This window comes from Novosphingobium sp. PhB57 (genome assembly GCF_004342985.1).
GTDB lineage: Bacteria > Pseudomonadota > Alphaproteobacteria > Sphingomonadales > Sphingomonadaceae > Novosphingobium.
In genome coordinates this window covers 573,536-589,231 of the sequence record NZ_SMBO01000002.1, presented here as the reverse complement: position 1 = coordinate 589,231, position 15,696 = coordinate 573,536, and the positions used below count along the sequence as shown (strand labels likewise).

Genomic DNA, 15,696 nt, shown 5'->3' with positions numbered 1-15,696 from the left:
TTCCTCCAGCATGACCAGTACCGAGCTTGCCCGAGAGGCGCTGCCCCAGCGGATCAAGCGGAAGATCAAACATAGCCTTGGACCCTGGGGCGTGTTCATCGAAGGCTTCCTGCGCAATCCCGTGATGGTCGGTTCGATCGTTCCGTCCTCGCGCTTCACGATCAATCGCATGCTTGGCCCGGTGGACTGGGCCAATTGCAAGCTCTTCGTCGAATACGGCCCCGGAGTCGGCACGTTCTGCCGCCCGGTGCTCGACCGTCTGGGTCGCGACGGCCAGCTGATCGTGATCGACACCAACCCGCTGTTCATCGACTATCTGCGCCGCACCATCACCGACAGCCGCTTCATCGCGGTGCTCGGCTCGGCGGCCGATGTCGAGGACATCGTGCGTGCCCATGGCCACGACAAGGCGGACTATGTCCTGTCCGGCCTCCCGTTCTCGACGCTGCCCGACGGCGTCGGCCCGGCAATCGCTTCCGCCACCTACCGCGTCATTCGCAAGGGCGGCGCGTTCCTGGTCTACCAGTTCACGCCCAAGGCGCGCGAATTCATGGCGCGCCACTTCAAGCGGATCGACAACGGCATGGAGCCGATCAACGTCCCGCCCTGCTTCCTGTTCTGGGGCTGGAAGGACGAGGATTGAGCTGGCGCTGACGCCTTCTCACGTCTCCCTATATGAAAAAGGCCGGCGCCCAGCGCCGGCCTTTTTCGTTGTGCGTCCCGATCCGCCGGGAGTCCGAACGCGCCAGGGCCGGATCGACCCAGACCCGGCGCGATTCGCTTGGCGGTCCTATTCGAAAGGCCGCGCCGGGCTTTCCTCGCCCCTGCCCGCCAACTGGCGATGGACCTGCGCCACGACCGCCACGAAATAGAGCGCCATGATCGTCGCCATGACCGATTCGACAATGGCCGCAACCACCCGCACCACTTCTCCGGGGGCCAGCAGCGTGACCGGCAGGGTCAGGATATTGCCGAAGATCATCAGCACGATCATCGCCAGCATCAGCAAGGCATAGAAGCCCAGGAGCCGCGCCGTATTGCCCTTGGTGAGAGTCCACGACCGGCCCAGGGCAAAGATCGGGTTGAGCGTCTTCTCCACGGCCACGACCGGCGCCGTCACCGAAAAGCGCACGAAGATGACGAGACCCAGCACCAGCGCGAGGAAGAGGCCGATGGTGGCGCCGATCGCGCCGCCCGCCGCGCCGAGGCCTCCGGCGACGACCAGGGCGAACAGCCCCAGCGCCAGGCCGATCACGATCTGCGCGACCAGATAGGGCACCAGCCCCTTCACGCCCGCCCGGATGGCTTCCCCCACGGTGGGCCGACGGTCGGTGTCCAGCAGGCAGAGCAGCGACAATGTGCCCAGCGCCTGAAGCAGGGCGATGGGAATCATGATCGGCAGGATGGAGCTGTAATAGCTTTTCACCGCCGCCATGACCTGCTGCTCGTTCATGCCGGTGCCCATGTCCGGCTGCGGGAAGAAGATCGCAAAAACCAGCTGCGGCAGCAGGAAGAACACCCCCGCCAGCGCCAGGACAACCTCCCTGTTCGCGGAGACCGCCTGGGACGCCTGGCTCCAGGCCCTGTTGCTGTCGAACTTCATAACTGCTCCTGATGCCGCCAAATGAGGGGCCAAGTGAGAGCCGAAGTGAAAGACGACCCTCAAAGTGACTTGATAACCGCAGGGAATGACGCCACGCAACGCGGCATGACTGTTCCCTCCACGCTTCCGGGTGATATCGAACTGCGCGTCAGCGCCGAACCGGTGCCCTACCGCGCCGCGCTCGAGGAAATGACCGAGCGCAATGCCGCCATCGCCGCCGGAGAGGCGCGCGAACTGATCTGGCTCCTCGAACATCCGCCCGTCTATACCGCCGGCACCAGCGCGGTGGCCGGCGAATTGCTGGATCCCCGCTTCGAAGTGGTGGAGGCCGGACGCGGCGGGCGCTACACGTACCATGGGCCGGGCCAGCGCGTTGCCTATGTCCTGCTGGACTTGCGCAAGCGGGCACGCGATGCGCGCGGCTTCGTCCATGGCCTCGAAGGCTGGGTGATCGACACGCTCCAGGATTTCGGTGTCGACAGCTTCCGCAGCGAAGGCCGCATCGGCATCTGGACTCAGGATGTCGACGGCCGCGAAGCGAAGATCGGCGCCATCGGCGTGCGCATCCGCAAATGGGTGACGATGCACGGATTCGCCGTGAACATCCGGCCGGACCTCGCGCATTTCACCGGCATCGTACCTTGCGGGATCGAGGAATTCGGCGTCACCAGCCTCGCCCGCCTTGGCCGCCAGGTCGAATTCGAAACCTGGGACGAGGCGCTGATCGCCCGCGCCCCTGCCTTTCTTGCGGCGCTCGACCGCCCCTGCCCCCCGGAGAAGCCCGCATGACCCCGGCCCGCCACGCCACCAGGCTGACCCTGCTGCTCGCCGCTTCCGCCTGCCTGTCGCTCGGCGCCTGCAAGAAGGAAGAGGCTCCGGCCCAGAATGCGGCTACCGGCGCGAAGATCCTGCCGCGCTCGGTGAGTGACGACATGCTGCCGTACGATACGGTCCGCTCGCAATCGCCGATGGCAGCGCCGGTGGCCGAAACGCGCAGCGGCCGGTCCGCAACCAGCAGCAGTGCCAGCGAGGCGGCACTGCCGCAAGACACCGCTGCCGATGCCGCCGCGGCGGCCGCAGCGGATGTCGAGGCCGCAGCCGCGCAGCCTTCCCCGCAACCCTGACCGGGGCAGGATCCGGGCGCGACCGAAGTCGCGGCCCGGATCGCTCCCGCCCGAACGCCCCCCCCCGGGGGCCGCTCGCGCCGCTCGCGCCGCTCAGAGCGCCTTTTCGTAGATCGCGTATTCGCGGTTCATCTTGCTGTCGATGGCGCCGGCAATGGCCACCATGCCCTGGTTGTCCTCCAGCACCCAGCCGATCTCGCCGCGCCTGGCGCCGAACTTGCTGACGGCCGCACGGCGGATATATTCGATCATCATGAAAGCCAGCTGGCTGGCGAGACGCGAGGACTGCAGCTTCTTGCGCACGCCCATCAGCGGCACGCGCATGTCCGCCGGTTTGGGCTTGCGCAGCCAGAGCAGCAGGCGAATCAATCCCAGGATCGACGGCTTGCCCTTCGGTCCGTTGAAACGCTTCTGCGCCTGGTTGAGGTCCGGCCAGGTCATCATGAAGGCCACCGGCTCGCCTTCATATTCGGCGATGCGGATCAGTTCGGGATGGACCAGCGGCTTCAGGGCCTTGCCGGTATATTCGATCTCGCGGTCGGTGAAGGGCACGAAGCCCCAGTTGTCCGACCAGGCATCGTTGAGGATGTCGCAGATCAGCGCCGCTTCTTCGTCGAACCGCTTGGGATCGACCTCGCGGATGCGGATCTTGGCGTTCTTCTCGCCCGAGGAAATGATGCGCTGGATCAGCGGCGGATATTCCTTCCGCACGTCGATGTCGTAGGTGTAGAGCGTCTTCACCCGGTCGTATCCGGCACCCTCGATCCACGGCTGATAGGCCGAATCGTGGTGCGCCATCATCACCATCGGCGCGTGGTCGAATCCGCTAACCTGCAGGCCCGGCTCTTCCCATACCGAAAGGTTCATCGGCGCCAGGACGCGGGTCATGCCCTCTTCGCGAAGCCACTGTTCGGCCGCGGCGATAAGGGCCCTGGCGACGTCTTCGTCCTCGGCCTCGATCGCGCCCCAATTGCCGGTGCCGGGACCCATGCCCTGCTCCGCCGGCTGTTTCAGCGCCAGTTCATCGATGTGGGCCGATATGCGTCCAACGATGAGATCGCCCCGCTTGGCGAGGAAAAGCTGGCCGCGGGCATGGTCCCAGAAGGGATTCTTGCCCGGGGTGAACTTCGAGATCTCTTCCGAGCGCAAGTTCGGCACCCAGTTTTGATCTGACGCATTGTGCCGATAAGCGTAATCGACAAAGGCGCTCCTGTCGGCCTTGCTGGACACGGGTGTGATGACTAGTTCGGCTTTGGCCACGATCCTGCCTTTGTTCCGCTTTATGGGAATTGCTGGATCGCGACCTGCGGTCGGTCCCGGCACCTTGTCAAGCCGGACCGCGTGGCAGGGCCGCCCACAACACACGCAGCGGGCCGTTTATGCCCGGGGACTTTGGACTTGAAGAGTATGACTGCCCAGGAAGCCATCGATCTGTCGCCCTCGGCGACCCGTCCGGCCGCTTTCGCCAGAGAAGCGGCTCGCCCGCGTTCGTCGGACATTCCCGACGACAAGGCGATGCTGCGCGCCGCGGTGGAACTGACGCGCGACATCTCGCACGCCCGTCCGGAAATCTATTGGCCGGACATGCTGGCCTCGGCCGCGGTCGGCTATGCCGCGCTGGCGGCCGCGATTCTCGTCGACGGCGTCTGGGCCAGCGTGGCTTTCGGCCTGCTTTCGGCCCTGGCGCTCTATCGCGCACTGCTGTTCATCCACGAACTGACCCATATCCACCGCGATGCCCTGCCCGGCTTCCGCTTCGCCTGGAACGTGCTGGTCGGCATTCCCATGCTGATCCCTTCGTTGATGTATGAGGGGGTTCACACGATCCACCACACCCGCACCCGCTACGGCACGGTGGAAGACCCGGAATACCTGCCCCTGGCGCTGATGAAGCCATGGAGCCTGCCGGTCTTCGCGCTCACCGCGATCCTGCTGCCGGTGGCCCTGCTGATTCGCTCGGCCGTGCTGATACCGCTCGGCGCCCTGATCCCGCCGCTGCGCAAGCTGGTATGGGGCCGCGCCTCGGCGCTGGCCATCAACCCCCAGTTCAGCCGCCGTCCGCCCGAAGGCGCTTTCGCCCGCATGGTGTTCTGGCAGGAACTGGGCTGCTCGGTCTGGGCGATCTCGGTGCTCGCGGCGAGCTATGTCTATGGCTGGCGGCCCCTGCTGATCGCGCTCTGCGTGGTTTCGCTCACCGCCTTCCTCAACCAGGTCCGCACCCTCGTCGCTCACCTCTGGGAGAACGACGGCGACGCCATGACGGTGACGGCGCAGTACCTCGATTCGGTGAACGTGCCGCCGCCGGCTCGCTTCTCGGAGCTTTGGGCCCCCGTGGGCCTGCGCTACCACGCGCTGCACCACCTGCTGCCATCAGTGCCCTATCACTCGCTGGCAGAGGCTCACCGCCGCCTTGCCCGGCATCTCGGCACCGATTCGACATATGCCAAGGCCAACTATCCCGGCCTCCTGCCGTTGGTCGGCCGCCTGATCGAAAGCACCATGCGGAGCCGCTGACGGCGCCCGCGACAATTCGACAACGAAAAAGGGCCCGCGGAAACGCGGGCCCTTTTTCGTTTGTCCGGAAGAGCGGATTGCGGATCCCGAGATCTATTCCTCGGTGCGGATCAGCACCGTCTCGCCGATCAGGGCGAAGAGCACGAAAGGCGCCCAGGCCGCGACCAGCGGCGGATAACCGCCGAAATTGCCCATCGCCAGCGCCGCGTTGTCGAGCACGAAGTAGGCGAAGCCCAGCGCCATGCCGATCACGGCGCGAATCAGAAGCTGGCCGGAACGCGCCAGGCCGAAGGCCGCAACCGCGCCCAGCAGCGGCATCAGCATCGAGGAGAACGGCCCGGAGAGCTTGTGCCACCATGCCGCCTCCAGTTCGCTGGTACGCCGCCCGGCCACTTTCATCGCCTCGATCGAGGATGAAAGCTGGAACAGGTTCTCCGAATCGGCATCGACGTTCGAGATCATGATCTTCGCCGGCGTGATCCCGGGAGCGACCGTGGCGGATACCAGCTTGGTGGTGCTCGTGGTCGCCACGTCGAATCGGGTGGCATTCTCGAAACGCCAGCCCGGATTGGCGAAAGCCGCGCGGTCGGTCCGCAGCTGCTCGACGATGATCCCGTTGGCATCGCGGCGGTAATAGGTCACCCCGCGCAGCACCATGCGGTTGTTCTGGCCTTCCAGGCTGGAGGCCAACAGCAGGTCCCGCCCGTCCGCCAGGTAGAGGTTGGCCTTGACGCCGGGGTCCTTGGGGATCGGCCCGTATTTCACCGCCTGCCAGGCATTGAGGGTGGCGGTGGACCGGGTGACGACACGCTCGTTGAAGGCGAGGCTGGCCAGCGAGATCGCCAGCGCCGTCAGGATCAGCGGCGCCAGCACCTGATGCGCCGAAAGCCCCGCCGCCTTCATCGAGATGACCTCGCTGTTCTGGTTCAGCGTGGCGAGAGTGATGATCGTCGCCAGCAGCACCGAATAGGGCAGGAACCGCGCGATCAGCTGCGGCACGCGCAAGGTCACGTAGTAGAGCAGCTGCTCCTGGCCATTGCCGGGATAGGCGAGGATGTCGCCGCTTTCGCCCAGCAGATCGAGCATCTGGAGCACGAGGACCAGCATCAGCAGCACCGCCAGGATGCGCGTGATGAACAGCCGCGCGAGATACCAGGTCAGCGTGCGCGAAGGGAAGAATTCGAACTGCATCTCAGGAAGGGTCCGCCGGTTCGGGCAGGAGCGGCCCGCGCTTGCTGCGCTTGAGCAGCGACTTGAAACGCTTCACGACGATCTCTGCGCCCTTCTCCAGCCAGCCGATTGCCTGACCGCCCGGAACGTAGGCGACGCGCCAGTACATCCAGAGAATCAGCGCGGCGAAGACGAAGAAAGGTCCCCACAGGCCGAGAATCGGGTTCATCTTGCCGAGCGAGGCCACGTCGGCCGCGTATTGGTTCACCTTGTGATAGGCGACGACCATGACGATCGAGACGAACAGGCCCAGCGCCGAAGTCGACCGCTTGGGCGGGATCGCCAGCGCCACCGCCATCAGCGGCAGCAGCAGCATCATGATGACTTCGACCATGCGGTAATTGAAATTCGCCTGGCTCGAAATGCGCTCTTCCTTGGGCAGGTTCTTGTTCCAGCCCAGGTTCGCGAGTTCGGGCAGCAGATATTCACGCTCGGTGCCGCCGCGCTTGCGGAACTTCTCGATTTGCGGAAGCTCGATGGGCAGGTCATGCCGCGTGAAGGACAACACGCGGGGCTGCTTGCCCGGCATGTCCTGGATGATCTGGCCCTGGTCGAGTCGCAGGATGATCGTGTCCGGCGCGCCCTTGAGCGCGAGGAACTGCCCCTGCCGCGCGGAAATGGACAGCACCTGCCCCTTCTCATTCGCGACGCGCGCGAAAATGCCGATCAGGCTGCGGCCGTTGTCGCGGCTTTCGTCCACGCGCAGGGCGATGCGGTCCTTGAGCGAGGTGAACTCCCCGACCTTGATCGAGGCGCCGAGCGCACCCGATTTCAGCTCGTAGTTGAGTTCCTCGTAATAGTAGCGCGCCAGCGGCTGGAGATAGCCGACGATCGCGAAATTCAGCCCCGCCAGCAGGATCGCCAGGATATAAGGCACGCGCAGGAGCCGCGTGTAGCTGAGCCCCACGGCGCGCATGACGTCCAGCTCGCTGGAGGTGGCCAGCTTGCGGAAGGCGAGCAGGATTCCCAGCATCAGGCCCAGCGGAATCGCCAGGCTGGCGTATTCCGGCAGGAGATTGGCCAGCATCTTGAAGACCACGCCGATCGGCCCCCCCTCCGTCGCCACGAAGTCGAAGAGCCGCAGCATCTTGTCGAGCACGAGCAGGGATGCCGCGAGCACGAAGATGCCGAGCATCGGCATCAGCACGAGGCGAAAGATGTAGCGATCGATGGCGCTGAGGAATTTCACGCTGAAAGGTTCACCGGGGGCGTCGTCATAAAACCGTGCTCCACAAGCCCTTAACGGCTTGGCGCCTAGGGGCAAAGCGAATTGTCTTGCCGGGTTCCACCTTGCGCGAAAGTCATCCCCGGCAAAACGACCAGCCGGAGCCGGGCCGCGCCGAAAGGTGCGGGAATGACCGGAGGCCCAGGCTGAGGGACCGCCGCCGTTTCACCCTATGTCACAGTTACATGCGCCGTGCACCCATTGCCTTCCCGGCGCCGCGTCCTGCATGGCGAAAGACGGTCACATGGCGCGAACACCGAATGCGGGCGCCGGACCCTCCCCCCGAAAGAAGCCTCGGCCCCCCGAAAACCCTGGCTCCCTCGAAGAAGATTGCCCTCTTGGAAGAACCTGATGCGCAGGCGCTGCTGGCTGCCTGCCGGAATATCGCCGATTTCGCAGATCCGCTGCTCGAACGGGAATTGCTGAGCTTCGCCCGTCGCGCCCGCGCCGCCACGCGCGGCGAAGCCCCCAGGATCGTGCGCGAGGCGCTGCTGGTACTTGGCCGCTGGGGCCGCGCGATCGATGCCTGTTGCTGGCAGGCGCGCGAAGAGCGGGCCACGCAATTGCTGAACGACGGGATTTGCGGACGCGCCGCGGTCACGCTGCTGCCGCGCGGCGTCACTTATGAGGTCGAGACTCTCAGCCCCTTGCATGACTGGGCAAGTGTGACGGTGCCTCAACTGGGCATCAGGACCGAAGCGACCGCCCATTCCATCGCCGCGGCGCTGGTTTCCGCACAGCTGCAAGCCATCGCGCAAGCCATCCGGCTTGGCGAGGCCGTGAACGGGAAAGACGAGCGGGCGAAAGAGCCTGAAATTCAGCGCTGAGGCGCGAATTCACGGCCGCTGCCATCGAGGTTCGAACCCTATGGCCTTGGTGCGATATAGAGATCGTGAATTGGCCGAGGCTCGGGTCCAGGCCTTTGGCAGTGCGGGCCGCGATGGCGGCCTCGATCATCAGCTAGCGCTCAGGCCTTTTCGAGCGTGCACTGCAGCGGATGCTGGTTCTGCCGGGCGAAGTCCATCACCTGGTTCACCTTGGTTTCCGCGATTTCATAAGGGAAAATCCCGCAGACGCCGACGCCCTTCTGGTGGACGTGCAGCATCACGCGCGTCGCCTGCTCCAGGTCCATATGGAAGAAGCGCTTGAGCACGAGGACGACGAACTCCATCGGCGTATAGTCGTCGTTGAGCATCAGCACCTTGAACTGGCTGGGCTTCTTGGGCTTGGCACGGGTCTTGGTGGCGACCCCGAGCTGGTCGTCGCCATCGGTTCCGCCGTCATTGCCATGGTTGCCCCCATCGTCGGAATCCTGGTCGCCAGCCGCACGGATGGAAGCATCCGGAGCCTGCGACAGGCACGGATATGCGCTTCGAGCGAGCATGGGACGGGGCAGTCTGGAATCGGCAGCGAGAGATAGCATGATGACAGAATATCGTATTGCAGCGCCTGGAAACAAGATGCCCTGTCCAGATCGGGGGTAGTTTTGAGGACGGAACAGGTCCCGATCACGGCAAAACGGCCGGGTGGGAGATCCACCCGGCCGTCTGCTAGACGTCAGGAAAGTCCGTCAGGACCGTCCGGTGCGGCTCAGGCCGCGACGTGACGGGCCTTCTCGACGGCAACGCTGACGCGGCCGGAAATCGGCGCCATCGTGTCGCTGAAGAGCTTGAGAGCGGCTTCGCTGTTCTTCGAACCGTAAGCGACGGCGCTGTCGAAGTTCTTGCGCATGATGTCGCCCTGGAGCTTGAAGAAGTCGGTCGGCGACTTGGCCGCTGCGAGTTCCTTGATGTCACCGGTGAAGGTTTCGAAGGCAGTACGGCCTTCGGTGACCATTTCCGAACCGAAGCCCTGAAGGCCCTCGGCAAGGATCTTGCCCGATTCGAGAACCGCTTCCACGTTGCCCTTGGCGAAATCGCCGGCTTCGCCGAATGCAACCGAGCTCTTTTCGAAAGCGGCCTTGGCCTTGGCCTGGGCTTCGGTCACGGCACCCTGGAAACCGGCGAAGTTAGCGCTAATGTCCATCGTTTTTTCCTCGAGGATGAAGGGATTAAACAGTCCTGCAAACGTATTCGTCTTCGGGTCGGCGATCTTTTCTGCCGCCTTCATGGCTGCCGCGGCAGGCGTGGCAACATCGATGACCGGCTTCGCCGTGGCAGCCTTGGCCGAGACGGAAGAAGCTGGAACAACTTTCTTGGCCGGCACCGGCTTGGCTGCCTTCGCAGCCGGAGCGGGCTTGGCCATCACCGGCGGCTTGGCGGCCGGGACAGGCGCCTTGGCTACGCTGGCCTTCGGTGCGGCGGCCTTGGGCGCGGTGGTCTTGACCACAGGCGCCTTGACCTCCGGAGCCTTGGCGGCCGGAGCTGACTTGATCGCCGGCTTGATCGCCGACTGGGCGACCTTGGGCTTGATCGACTTGCCGGCAGCCGGCTTGACCGACGGCGTGGAAATCGGGGCCGGCTTGGATACGGGCGCCGGGGCAGCCGGCGCCGAAGCCTTCACAGGCTGCGGCAGGCCGGGAAGCGGCTTGGCCGCAGCGACCGCGGGCTTGGAATCGGAGGCCTTTTCAGCTGCGTCGTCCGCCTTCGCGTCGGCAGCCTTGAGGGGTGCAACCGGGGTTTTCGCCGCTGCAGCCTCATAGGCCTTTTCAGCGAGCGCTTCGTCCTTCGTTTCTTCCTGGCCGGCCATGTGACTTCCTGCTTTCTGCTGGCAATCGTGTCTCGGGCGGATCGCAGGCTGGGCAGGGGGACGAGCGGACGTTGTCGTTCCGCGTTCAGTTCATCCCCACCCGTCTGCGATTCGGAATTCGTCTTTGCTGCGATGCACAATATGGGTTTGCAAAAGCGAAGTCAACGGGCTTATGCTGCACTGCAACATAGTCGAGCAAGCGCTCCTCCTGCCGCAAACCTAGGCTTGCGCGCCGTGACGGCCATCCTTCCCGAAAGAGGTAGCGCCCCTTTCCCCCAACGCCTTAGCGCTTGCGGAAGTTCCGGAAAATACGGAAAAACCTGAAGGCGCCTGCCCTTCTTGCGGCAGTCGCGAAATCACCGGCGCCTCGCACCGGCTGCGGACACAGGCCCTCCATGGCCGGCGTCATGTCCGGATCGGCCGTTTGGAAACCACCGATCCGGAGACAAATTTTCGGCGCAAGTATTGCCGGGTTCAACGCATGGCGACGTAGCGGCCGGGGGCGTCCTCGATCACCTTGTCGCCGCGGCCGCCGGGCCGCCGCTTGCCCCGTGCCGCCACTTCGGCAGCGTCGAGCTTGCGGATCCATTCCGCCCAATGCGGCCACCAGCTTCCCGCATGCTCCTGGGCACCGTCCACGAAGGCATCGAGACTGTCGGGCCGGGCGTCGTTGACCCAGTACTGATACTTGTTCGAGCTGGGCGGGTTGACGACGCCGGCGATGTGACCGGAACCGGCCAGCAGGAACGTCCATGGCCCGGCCAGATAATGCGTGAGCTTCCACACACTCTGCGGCGGCGCGATGTGATCTTCGCGCCCGGCCTGGATGTAGACCGGCGTGGCGATCCGGTGCAGGTCGATCGGCACGCCGCATGCGTGCATGGAATCCGCCACGACCAGCCGGTTGTCGCGGTAGAGATCGCGCAAGTAGGCGCGATGCCAGTGCGCAGGCAGGTTGGTGACGTCGCCGTTCCAGTGGAGCAGGTCGAAGGCCGGATAGTCCTCGCCCTTGAGGTAGTTCTTTTCGACGTAGCTCCAGATCAGGTCGTTGCCGCGCAGCACGTTGAACGTCGCCGCGAGGTAGCGCCCGTCGAGATAACCCTCGGGAGAGAGCTTGCCGAGCGTCTCGATCTGCTGGTCGTCGACGAAGTTCTTGAGGTCTCCGGCTTCCTCGAAATCGACCTGGGCGGTGAAGAAGGTGGAGCTGGCGACTTTGTCCGCCTCGCCCTTGCGCGCGAGCACGGCGAGCGTGGCCGCCAGCGTCGTTCCCGCGACGCAGTAGCCGATAGTATGCACGGAAGGCACGTTCAGCCGCGCACGAACCGCGTCGATCGCCTCGATCTGCGCGGCGATGTAATCGTCCCACACGATGTCGGCCATGGAGGCATCGGCGGACTTCCACGAGACCATGAACACCGTCAGCCCCTGCTCCACGGCCCAGCGCACGAAGCTCTTCTTGGCGTTGAGGTCGAGGATGTAGAAACGGTTGATCCAGGGCGGGAAGATGAGCAGCGGCGTGGCCAGCACCTTGTCGGTGGTCGGCGTGTACTGGATGAGCTGATAGAGCGGCGTTTCGAACACCACCTTGCCGGGCGTCACGGCGATGTTCTCGCCCAGCACGAAGGCGCCGGGGCGGGTGTGCGTGAGCTGGCCCTTGCGCATGTCGTCGAGCAGGTTCTCGAAGCCGCGGACCAGGCTTTCGCCGCGGGTGCGGTTCGCCGCTTCCAGCGCCACCGGGTTGGTGAGCGGGAAATTCGCCGGACTCAGCGCATCGACGATGGCGCGCGTGGCGAAAAGAAGCTGCGCTTTCTTCGCGGGTTCCAGCCCCTCGGTCGCTTCGGCCAAGCCCATGATCTCGGCCGAGAGCAGCAGATAGACCTGATGCAGCACCGCGAAGAACGGCTGGCGGCGCCACTCGGGATCGGCGAAGCGGCGGTCGCGCAGCGGCAGCTGCGGTCCGGCCTCGGAAGTATCGCCGGCAGCGGCCTGCAGGCCGGCCTGGGGCCCCAGGCCATACTGCCCCAGCACCGTGTTGATCAGGGCGGAAATCCCGTTCCACAGCCGCTGCTGCACTTCGGGACTGGCAAAAGGCAATTGCCGCATGACCCCTTCGCCCGTGGCGATCCATTTCATCGGATCGGCATAGTGCGGCGGACTCTCATGGGTCTTGCCGAGTTGCTCGACCTGATACTCGGTCCAGATCGTGTGCATCCGGCTGGCGATCTGCGCCCATTGTACCGCGCTTTCCGCCTCGGGAGACCCTTTTCCGGGAACGAGCTGGCCGAACAGGCCCGTGATCTGCTCCATGGTCTGGCCCATGACCTGCTGGGACTGGTTGCGGAACATTTCGGTGAACAGTTCGGTGGCATCGGTCGCCATGGGCAGTGCAACTCCGCTGCGTGCAGGGGAGCCGGACGAATCCCCGCTCCCTTTTCCTATTGCCTCATTCCTATCGACTGCCCGGGCAATCGCCAACCAGACAAAAGTTGCGCATTCCACCGCGCGCGCCTCTCACAATTGCGCATCGGCCATTTGCGCTCGGGCTTTATTCCCCTACAGGAACCCGCGCGGCACTTTCGCCGCGTGTTTTATGGATTCACAGAGGTCATGGAAGACGAGTTCTACCGCATCAAGCGACTGCCGCCCTACGTTATCGCCGAAGTCAACGCGATGCGTCATGCGGCACGCCAGGCGGGTAGGGACATCATCGACCTCGGCATGGGCAATCCCGACCTGCCGCCGCCCACACACGTCATCGACAAGCTGTGCGAAGTGGCCCGCAAGGAAGACGCCCACGGCTATTCGGCCTCCTCCGGCATTCCCGGCATCCGCCGCGCCCAGGCCAACTACTACGGCCGCCGCTTCAACGTCGATCTCGATCCCGAGACCGAAGTGGTGATGACGATGGGTTCGAAGGAAGGGCTTGCCAGCCTCGCCACTGCGATCACCGCGCCGGGCGACGTGGTGCTGGCGCCCAACCCCAGCTACCCGATCCACACCTTCGGCTTCATCATCGCCGGCGCGACGATCCGCTCGGTGCCGACCACGCCGGACGAACGCTATTGGGAATCGCTGGACCGCGCGATGGCCTTCACGGTGCCGCGCCCCTCGATCCTGATCGTCAACTACCCCTCGAACCCCACGGCCGAGACGGTGGACCTGGCCTTCTACGAGCGCCTCGTCGCCTGGGCGAAGGAGAACAAGGTCTGGATCCTGTCCGACCTGGCTTATTCGGAACTCTATTTCGACGGCAACCCCACGCGCTCGATCCTCGAAGTGCCGGGCGCCAAGGACGTGGCGGTGGAATTCACCTCGATGTCGAAGACGTTCTCCATGGCCGGCTGGCGCGTCGGCTTCGCGGTGGGCAATGCCAAGCTGATCGCGGCGCTGAAGCGCGTGAAGTCCTACCTCGACTACGGCGCCTTCACGCCGATCCAGGCCGCGGCCTGCGCCGCGCTCAACGGCCCGCAGGACATCGTCGAGAAGAACCGCGCGCTCTATCAGAAGCGCCGCGATGTGATGGTGGAAGCCTTCGGCCGCGCCGGTTGGGACATCCCGAGCCCCAAGGCCTCGATGTTCGCCTGGGCGCCTCTGCCGCCGGCGCTGAAGGAAATGGGCAGCCTGGAATTCTCGAAGCAGCTGCTGACCGAGGCCGAAGTCGCGGTGGCACCGGGCGTGGGCTACGGCGAGGACGGCGAAGGCTACGTGCGCATCGCCATGGTGGAGAACGAACAGCGCCTTCGCCAGGCCGCCCGTAACATCAAGCGCTTCCTCGTTTCCAAAGGCGTGAATACGCCTGCGGGGTAAAATTCAGGCTTCCAGGCGGGCTATTACAGACATTTCATAGCCCGCCTGTAAGAATTTAGGTGTTGTCCCCTAGGGGGGATGTCCCAGTATATAGGCCATGTTTTCACCACTGGCGAAACAGATTGGGGGGGGGAATGACCTATCTGGGAAAGAGCGAGTGCCACGCACCACGGTTTCGATGGCTGGCACCCGAGAAGATGTCCGAACGGCTTGACCTGCAACGCTGCGGCTGGATCCTCGATCCGGAAGGCGTGCCGGCCACGAACTGCGTCGGCCTGATCGACGCTGCCGATCTCGACAGCGTGGGGTGGATGCAGGTCCTGTCCTTCCTGCCGTCAGAAGCGCGGCGCTGCGTCCTGGTGGCCGGCGTGGGCGAAGCGCAGGATCGCACGTCGCTGCTGCAGATCGGATTCGGAGACGTCGTTACCGAGCGGATCGGGATCGAGGAACTCGGTGCACGCGCCAGTCGCCTCGCGCAGTTCACCGACTGGTTGCCCCGCACCCGCCGCGTCGGCCGGCTGACGCTGGACCTGCTTTCGCGCGAGGCGTTCGGCGATGGCAAGCCGCTCAATCTCAATCCGCGCGAATTCGCGCTGATCTGGCGTCTGGCGGATTCCATCGATCAGTTCGTCAGCAAGCAGGCGCTCATCTACGATGTCTGGCGGATGGGCTTTGTGCCCGAAACCAACAGCGTGGCCGTCCATATGTCGCGCCTGCGCCGCAAGCTGGCCTTCGTGGGGCTTGCCGGGATCATCGAGACCTCGCCCACCGGCGGCTATCGCCTCCACATGCCGGACGACGTGCCGCTGGCGGACCGTACCCTTCTCACCGCCGACTCCTCGGCCCCCCGCCCGGGGGATGGCCGTAACGCCTCTCTGGCGCACTAGCCCCTCCCCGAACCGGCCCCGGCTCCGCTAGTCGCGGGCCGGGCGCCTGCCCGCGAGCGCGGCCAGATCGCCGGGGGTGTTCACATTGGCGACCAGCGCCGGGATCTCCACCAGACGCGCGCCCAGGCTTTCGGCGAAGCGGCGCACCGAATGGCTCTCATCGCTGTGGAGGAGCGCCTCCAGCGCCGTCGCGGCCGAACTGGGCCAGATACCGATCACCGGCTGCTGCGCCAGACAGGCCGGTGCCGGTCCCAGCAGGCCCGGCAGGTCATCCGGCAGCAGCACCGCATCGACGCCGCAAGTCAGCACCGTGTCATAGCCTTCGTCGAGGGCGGCATGCAGCGCGGCCGCCAATCCGCCCAGCGGCCCCATGCCCGGCCGCGGCCAGTCGGGAAGGGTGGGCGCTGGCGCGGTTTCCCGCCCGACCACCACGACTTTCTCGGACCAGCCCGAGAGCGCGTCCACCGCCAGCGAAATCAGCGTATGCCCGCCGAATTCGGCCAGGGCCTTGTCGCTTCCGAACCGGCTGGACAGTCCACCGGCAAGAACGGCTCCGAGAATCATGCTGTGACCTTTTCGAACAATCGGGATGACTAACGATCCTCGCCTGGACGCGTT

General features: G+C 65.0%; 15 protein-coding genes. 7 read left to right on the top strand and 8 right to left on the bottom strand.

Annotation, left to right across the window (positions count from 1 at the left end):
• Nucleotides 1-10: 10 nt before the first annotated feature.
• The gene (locus EDF58_RS10475) at nucleotides 11-643 is read left to right on the top strand and encodes a methyltransferase domain-containing protein (protein WP_132265114.1); all 633 of its coding nucleotides are present in this window, start codon (nucleotides 11-13) and stop codon (nucleotides 641-643) included.
• Nucleotides 644-790: 147 nt separating this feature from the next.
• Here the strand turns inward: EDF58_RS10475 and EDF58_RS10470 are convergent, their stop codons facing one another.
• The gene (locus EDF58_RS10470; protein WP_132265112.1) at nucleotides 791-1,603 is read right to left on the bottom strand and encodes a hypothetical protein; all 813 of its coding nucleotides are present in this window, start codon (nucleotides 1,601-1,603) and stop codon (nucleotides 791-793) included.
• A 105-nt stretch (nucleotides 1,604-1,708) separates the two neighbouring features.
• On the opposite strand from EDF58_RS10470, the gene lipB reads away from it, so the two are divergent.
• The gene (gene lipB / locus EDF58_RS10465; protein ID WP_132265110.1) at nucleotides 1,709-2,392 is read left to right on the top strand and encodes a lipoyl(octanoyl) transferase LipB; all 684 of its coding nucleotides are present in this window, start codon (nucleotides 1,709-1,711) and stop codon (nucleotides 2,390-2,392) included.
• Nucleotides 2,389-2,727, top strand: coding sequence for a hypothetical protein (locus EDF58_RS10460; RefSeq protein WP_132265109.1), 339 nt, complete (start codon nucleotides 2,389-2,391; stop codon nucleotides 2,725-2,727). The genes lipB and EDF58_RS10460 overlap by 4 nt, the downstream gene beginning before the upstream one ends.
• 93 nt (nucleotides 2,728-2,820) lie before the next feature.
• Here the strand turns inward: EDF58_RS10460 and EDF58_RS10455 are convergent, their stop codons facing one another.
• On the bottom strand, nucleotides 2,821-3,987 hold the full coding sequence (locus tag EDF58_RS10455) for a GNAT family N-acetyltransferase (RefSeq protein WP_132265107.1): 1,167 nt from the start codon (nucleotides 3,985-3,987) through the stop codon (nucleotides 2,821-2,823).
• 147 nt (nucleotides 3,988-4,134) lie between these two features.
• On the opposite strand from EDF58_RS10455, the gene EDF58_RS10450 reads away from it, so the two are divergent.
• Nucleotides 4,135-5,241, top strand: coding sequence for a fatty acid desaturase (locus EDF58_RS10450; protein WP_132265363.1), 1,107 nt, complete (start codon nucleotides 4,135-4,137; stop codon nucleotides 5,239-5,241).
• Nucleotides 5,242-5,334: 93 nt separating this feature from the next.
• On the opposite strand, the gene lptG is transcribed toward EDF58_RS10450, so the two are convergent.
• Nucleotides 5,335-6,432 (bottom strand): LPS export ABC transporter permease LptG, encoded by a 1,098-nt coding sequence (gene lptG, locus EDF58_RS10445; protein ID WP_132265105.1) that lies wholly within the window; start codon nucleotides 6,430-6,432, stop codon nucleotides 5,335-5,337.
• Nucleotide 6,433: 1 nt separating this feature from the next.
• On the bottom strand, nucleotides 6,434-7,660 hold the full coding sequence (gene lptF / locus EDF58_RS10440) for an LPS export ABC transporter permease LptF (RefSeq protein ID WP_132265104.1): 1,227 nt from the start codon (nucleotides 7,658-7,660) through the stop codon (nucleotides 6,434-6,436).
• 296 nt (nucleotides 7,661-7,956) lie between these two features.
• Here lptF and EDF58_RS10435 point away from each other — a divergent pair, with 296 nt between their 5' ends.
• Nucleotides 7,957-8,523 (top strand): hypothetical protein, encoded by a 567-nt coding sequence (locus EDF58_RS10435; protein ID WP_132265102.1) that lies wholly within the window; start codon nucleotides 7,957-7,959, stop codon nucleotides 8,521-8,523.
• 140 nt (nucleotides 8,524-8,663) lie between these two features.
• On the opposite strand, the gene clpS is transcribed toward EDF58_RS10435, so the two are convergent.
• The 3 genes from clpS to phaC form a co-directional block, all read right to left on the bottom strand.
• The gene (clpS, locus tag EDF58_RS10430) at nucleotides 8,664-9,080 is read right to left on the bottom strand and encodes an ATP-dependent Clp protease adapter ClpS (protein ID WP_243654167.1); all 417 of its coding nucleotides are present in this window, start codon (nucleotides 9,078-9,080) and stop codon (nucleotides 8,664-8,666) included.
• Nucleotides 9,081-9,286: 206 nt separating this feature from the next.
• Nucleotides 9,287-10,384, bottom strand: coding sequence for a phasin family protein (locus EDF58_RS10425; protein WP_132265100.1), 1,098 nt, complete (start codon nucleotides 10,382-10,384; stop codon nucleotides 9,287-9,289).
• Between the two features lie 474 nt (nucleotides 10,385-10,858).
• Complete coding sequence (phaC, locus tag EDF58_RS10420) at nucleotides 10,859-12,763, bottom strand: class I poly(R)-hydroxyalkanoic acid synthase (RefSeq protein ID WP_132265098.1); 1,905 nt, start codon at nucleotides 12,761-12,763, stop codon at nucleotides 10,859-10,861.
• A gap of 228 nt (nucleotides 12,764-12,991) precedes the next feature.
• On the opposite strand from phaC, the gene EDF58_RS10415 reads away from it, so the two are divergent.
• Together EDF58_RS10415 and EDF58_RS10410 are read left to right on the top strand one after the other, a co-directional pair.
• Nucleotides 12,992-14,191 (top strand): LL-diaminopimelate aminotransferase, encoded by a 1,200-nt coding sequence (locus EDF58_RS10415; RefSeq protein WP_132265096.1) that lies wholly within the window; start codon nucleotides 12,992-12,994, stop codon nucleotides 14,189-14,191.
• A gap of 134 nt (nucleotides 14,192-14,325) precedes the next feature.
• The gene (locus EDF58_RS10410) at nucleotides 14,326-15,078 is read left to right on the top strand and encodes a winged helix-turn-helix domain-containing protein (RefSeq protein ID WP_132265094.1); all 753 of its coding nucleotides are present in this window, start codon (nucleotides 14,326-14,328) and stop codon (nucleotides 15,076-15,078) included.
• Between the two features lie 27 nt (nucleotides 15,079-15,105).
• On the opposite strand, the gene EDF58_RS10405 is transcribed toward EDF58_RS10410, so the two are convergent.
• On the bottom strand, nucleotides 15,106-15,642 hold the full coding sequence (locus EDF58_RS10405; protein ID WP_132265093.1) for a molybdenum cofactor guanylyltransferase: 537 nt from the start codon (nucleotides 15,640-15,642) through the stop codon (nucleotides 15,106-15,108).
• Between the last annotated feature and the right edge of the window lie 54 nt (nucleotides 15,643-15,696).

Coding starts and splice junctions, on each gene's coding strand:
- clpS (WP_243654167.1), bottom strand. CDS start 9,080: ATGCTCGCTCGAAGCGCATATCCGTGCCTGTCGCAGGCTCCGGATGCT.
- EDF58_RS10415 (WP_132265096.1), top strand. CDS start 12,992: ATGGAAGACGAGTTCTACCGCATCAAGCGACTGCCGCCCTACGTTATC.
- lipB (WP_132265110.1), top strand. CDS start 1,709: ATGACTGTTCCCTCCACGCTTCCGGGTGATATCGAACTGCGCGTCAGC.
- EDF58_RS10410 (WP_132265094.1), top strand. CDS start 14,326: ATGACCTATCTGGGAAAGAGCGAGTGCCACGCACCACGGTTTCGATGG.
- EDF58_RS10460 (WP_132265109.1), top strand. CDS start 2,389: ATGACCCCGGCCCGCCACGCCACCAGGCTGACCCTGCTGCTCGCCGCT.
- EDF58_RS10405 (WP_132265093.1), bottom strand. CDS start 15,642: ATGATTCTCGGAGCCGTTCTTGCCGGTGGACTGTCCAGCCGGTTCGGA.
- lptG (WP_132265105.1), bottom strand. CDS start 6,432: ATGCAGTTCGAATTCTTCCCTTCGCGCACGCTGACCTGGTATCTCGCG.
- EDF58_RS10450 (WP_132265363.1), top strand. CDS start 4,135: ATGACTGCCCAGGAAGCCATCGATCTGTCGCCCTCGGCGACCCGTCCG.
- phaC (WP_132265098.1), bottom strand. CDS start 12,763: ATGGCGACCGATGCCACCGAACTGTTCACCGAAATGTTCCGCAACCAG.
- EDF58_RS10475 (WP_132265114.1), top strand. CDS start 11: ATGACCAGTACCGAGCTTGCCCGAGAGGCGCTGCCCCAGCGGATCAAG.
- EDF58_RS10425 (WP_132265100.1), bottom strand. CDS start 10,384: ATGGCCGGCCAGGAAGAAACGAAGGACGAAGCGCTCGCTGAAAAGGCC.
- EDF58_RS10470 (WP_132265112.1), bottom strand. CDS start 1,603: ATGAAGTTCGACAGCAACAGGGCCTGGAGCCAGGCGTCCCAGGCGGTC.
- EDF58_RS10435 (WP_132265102.1), top strand. CDS start 7,957: ATGCGGGCGCCGGACCCTCCCCCCGAAAGAAGCCTCGGCCCCCCGAAA.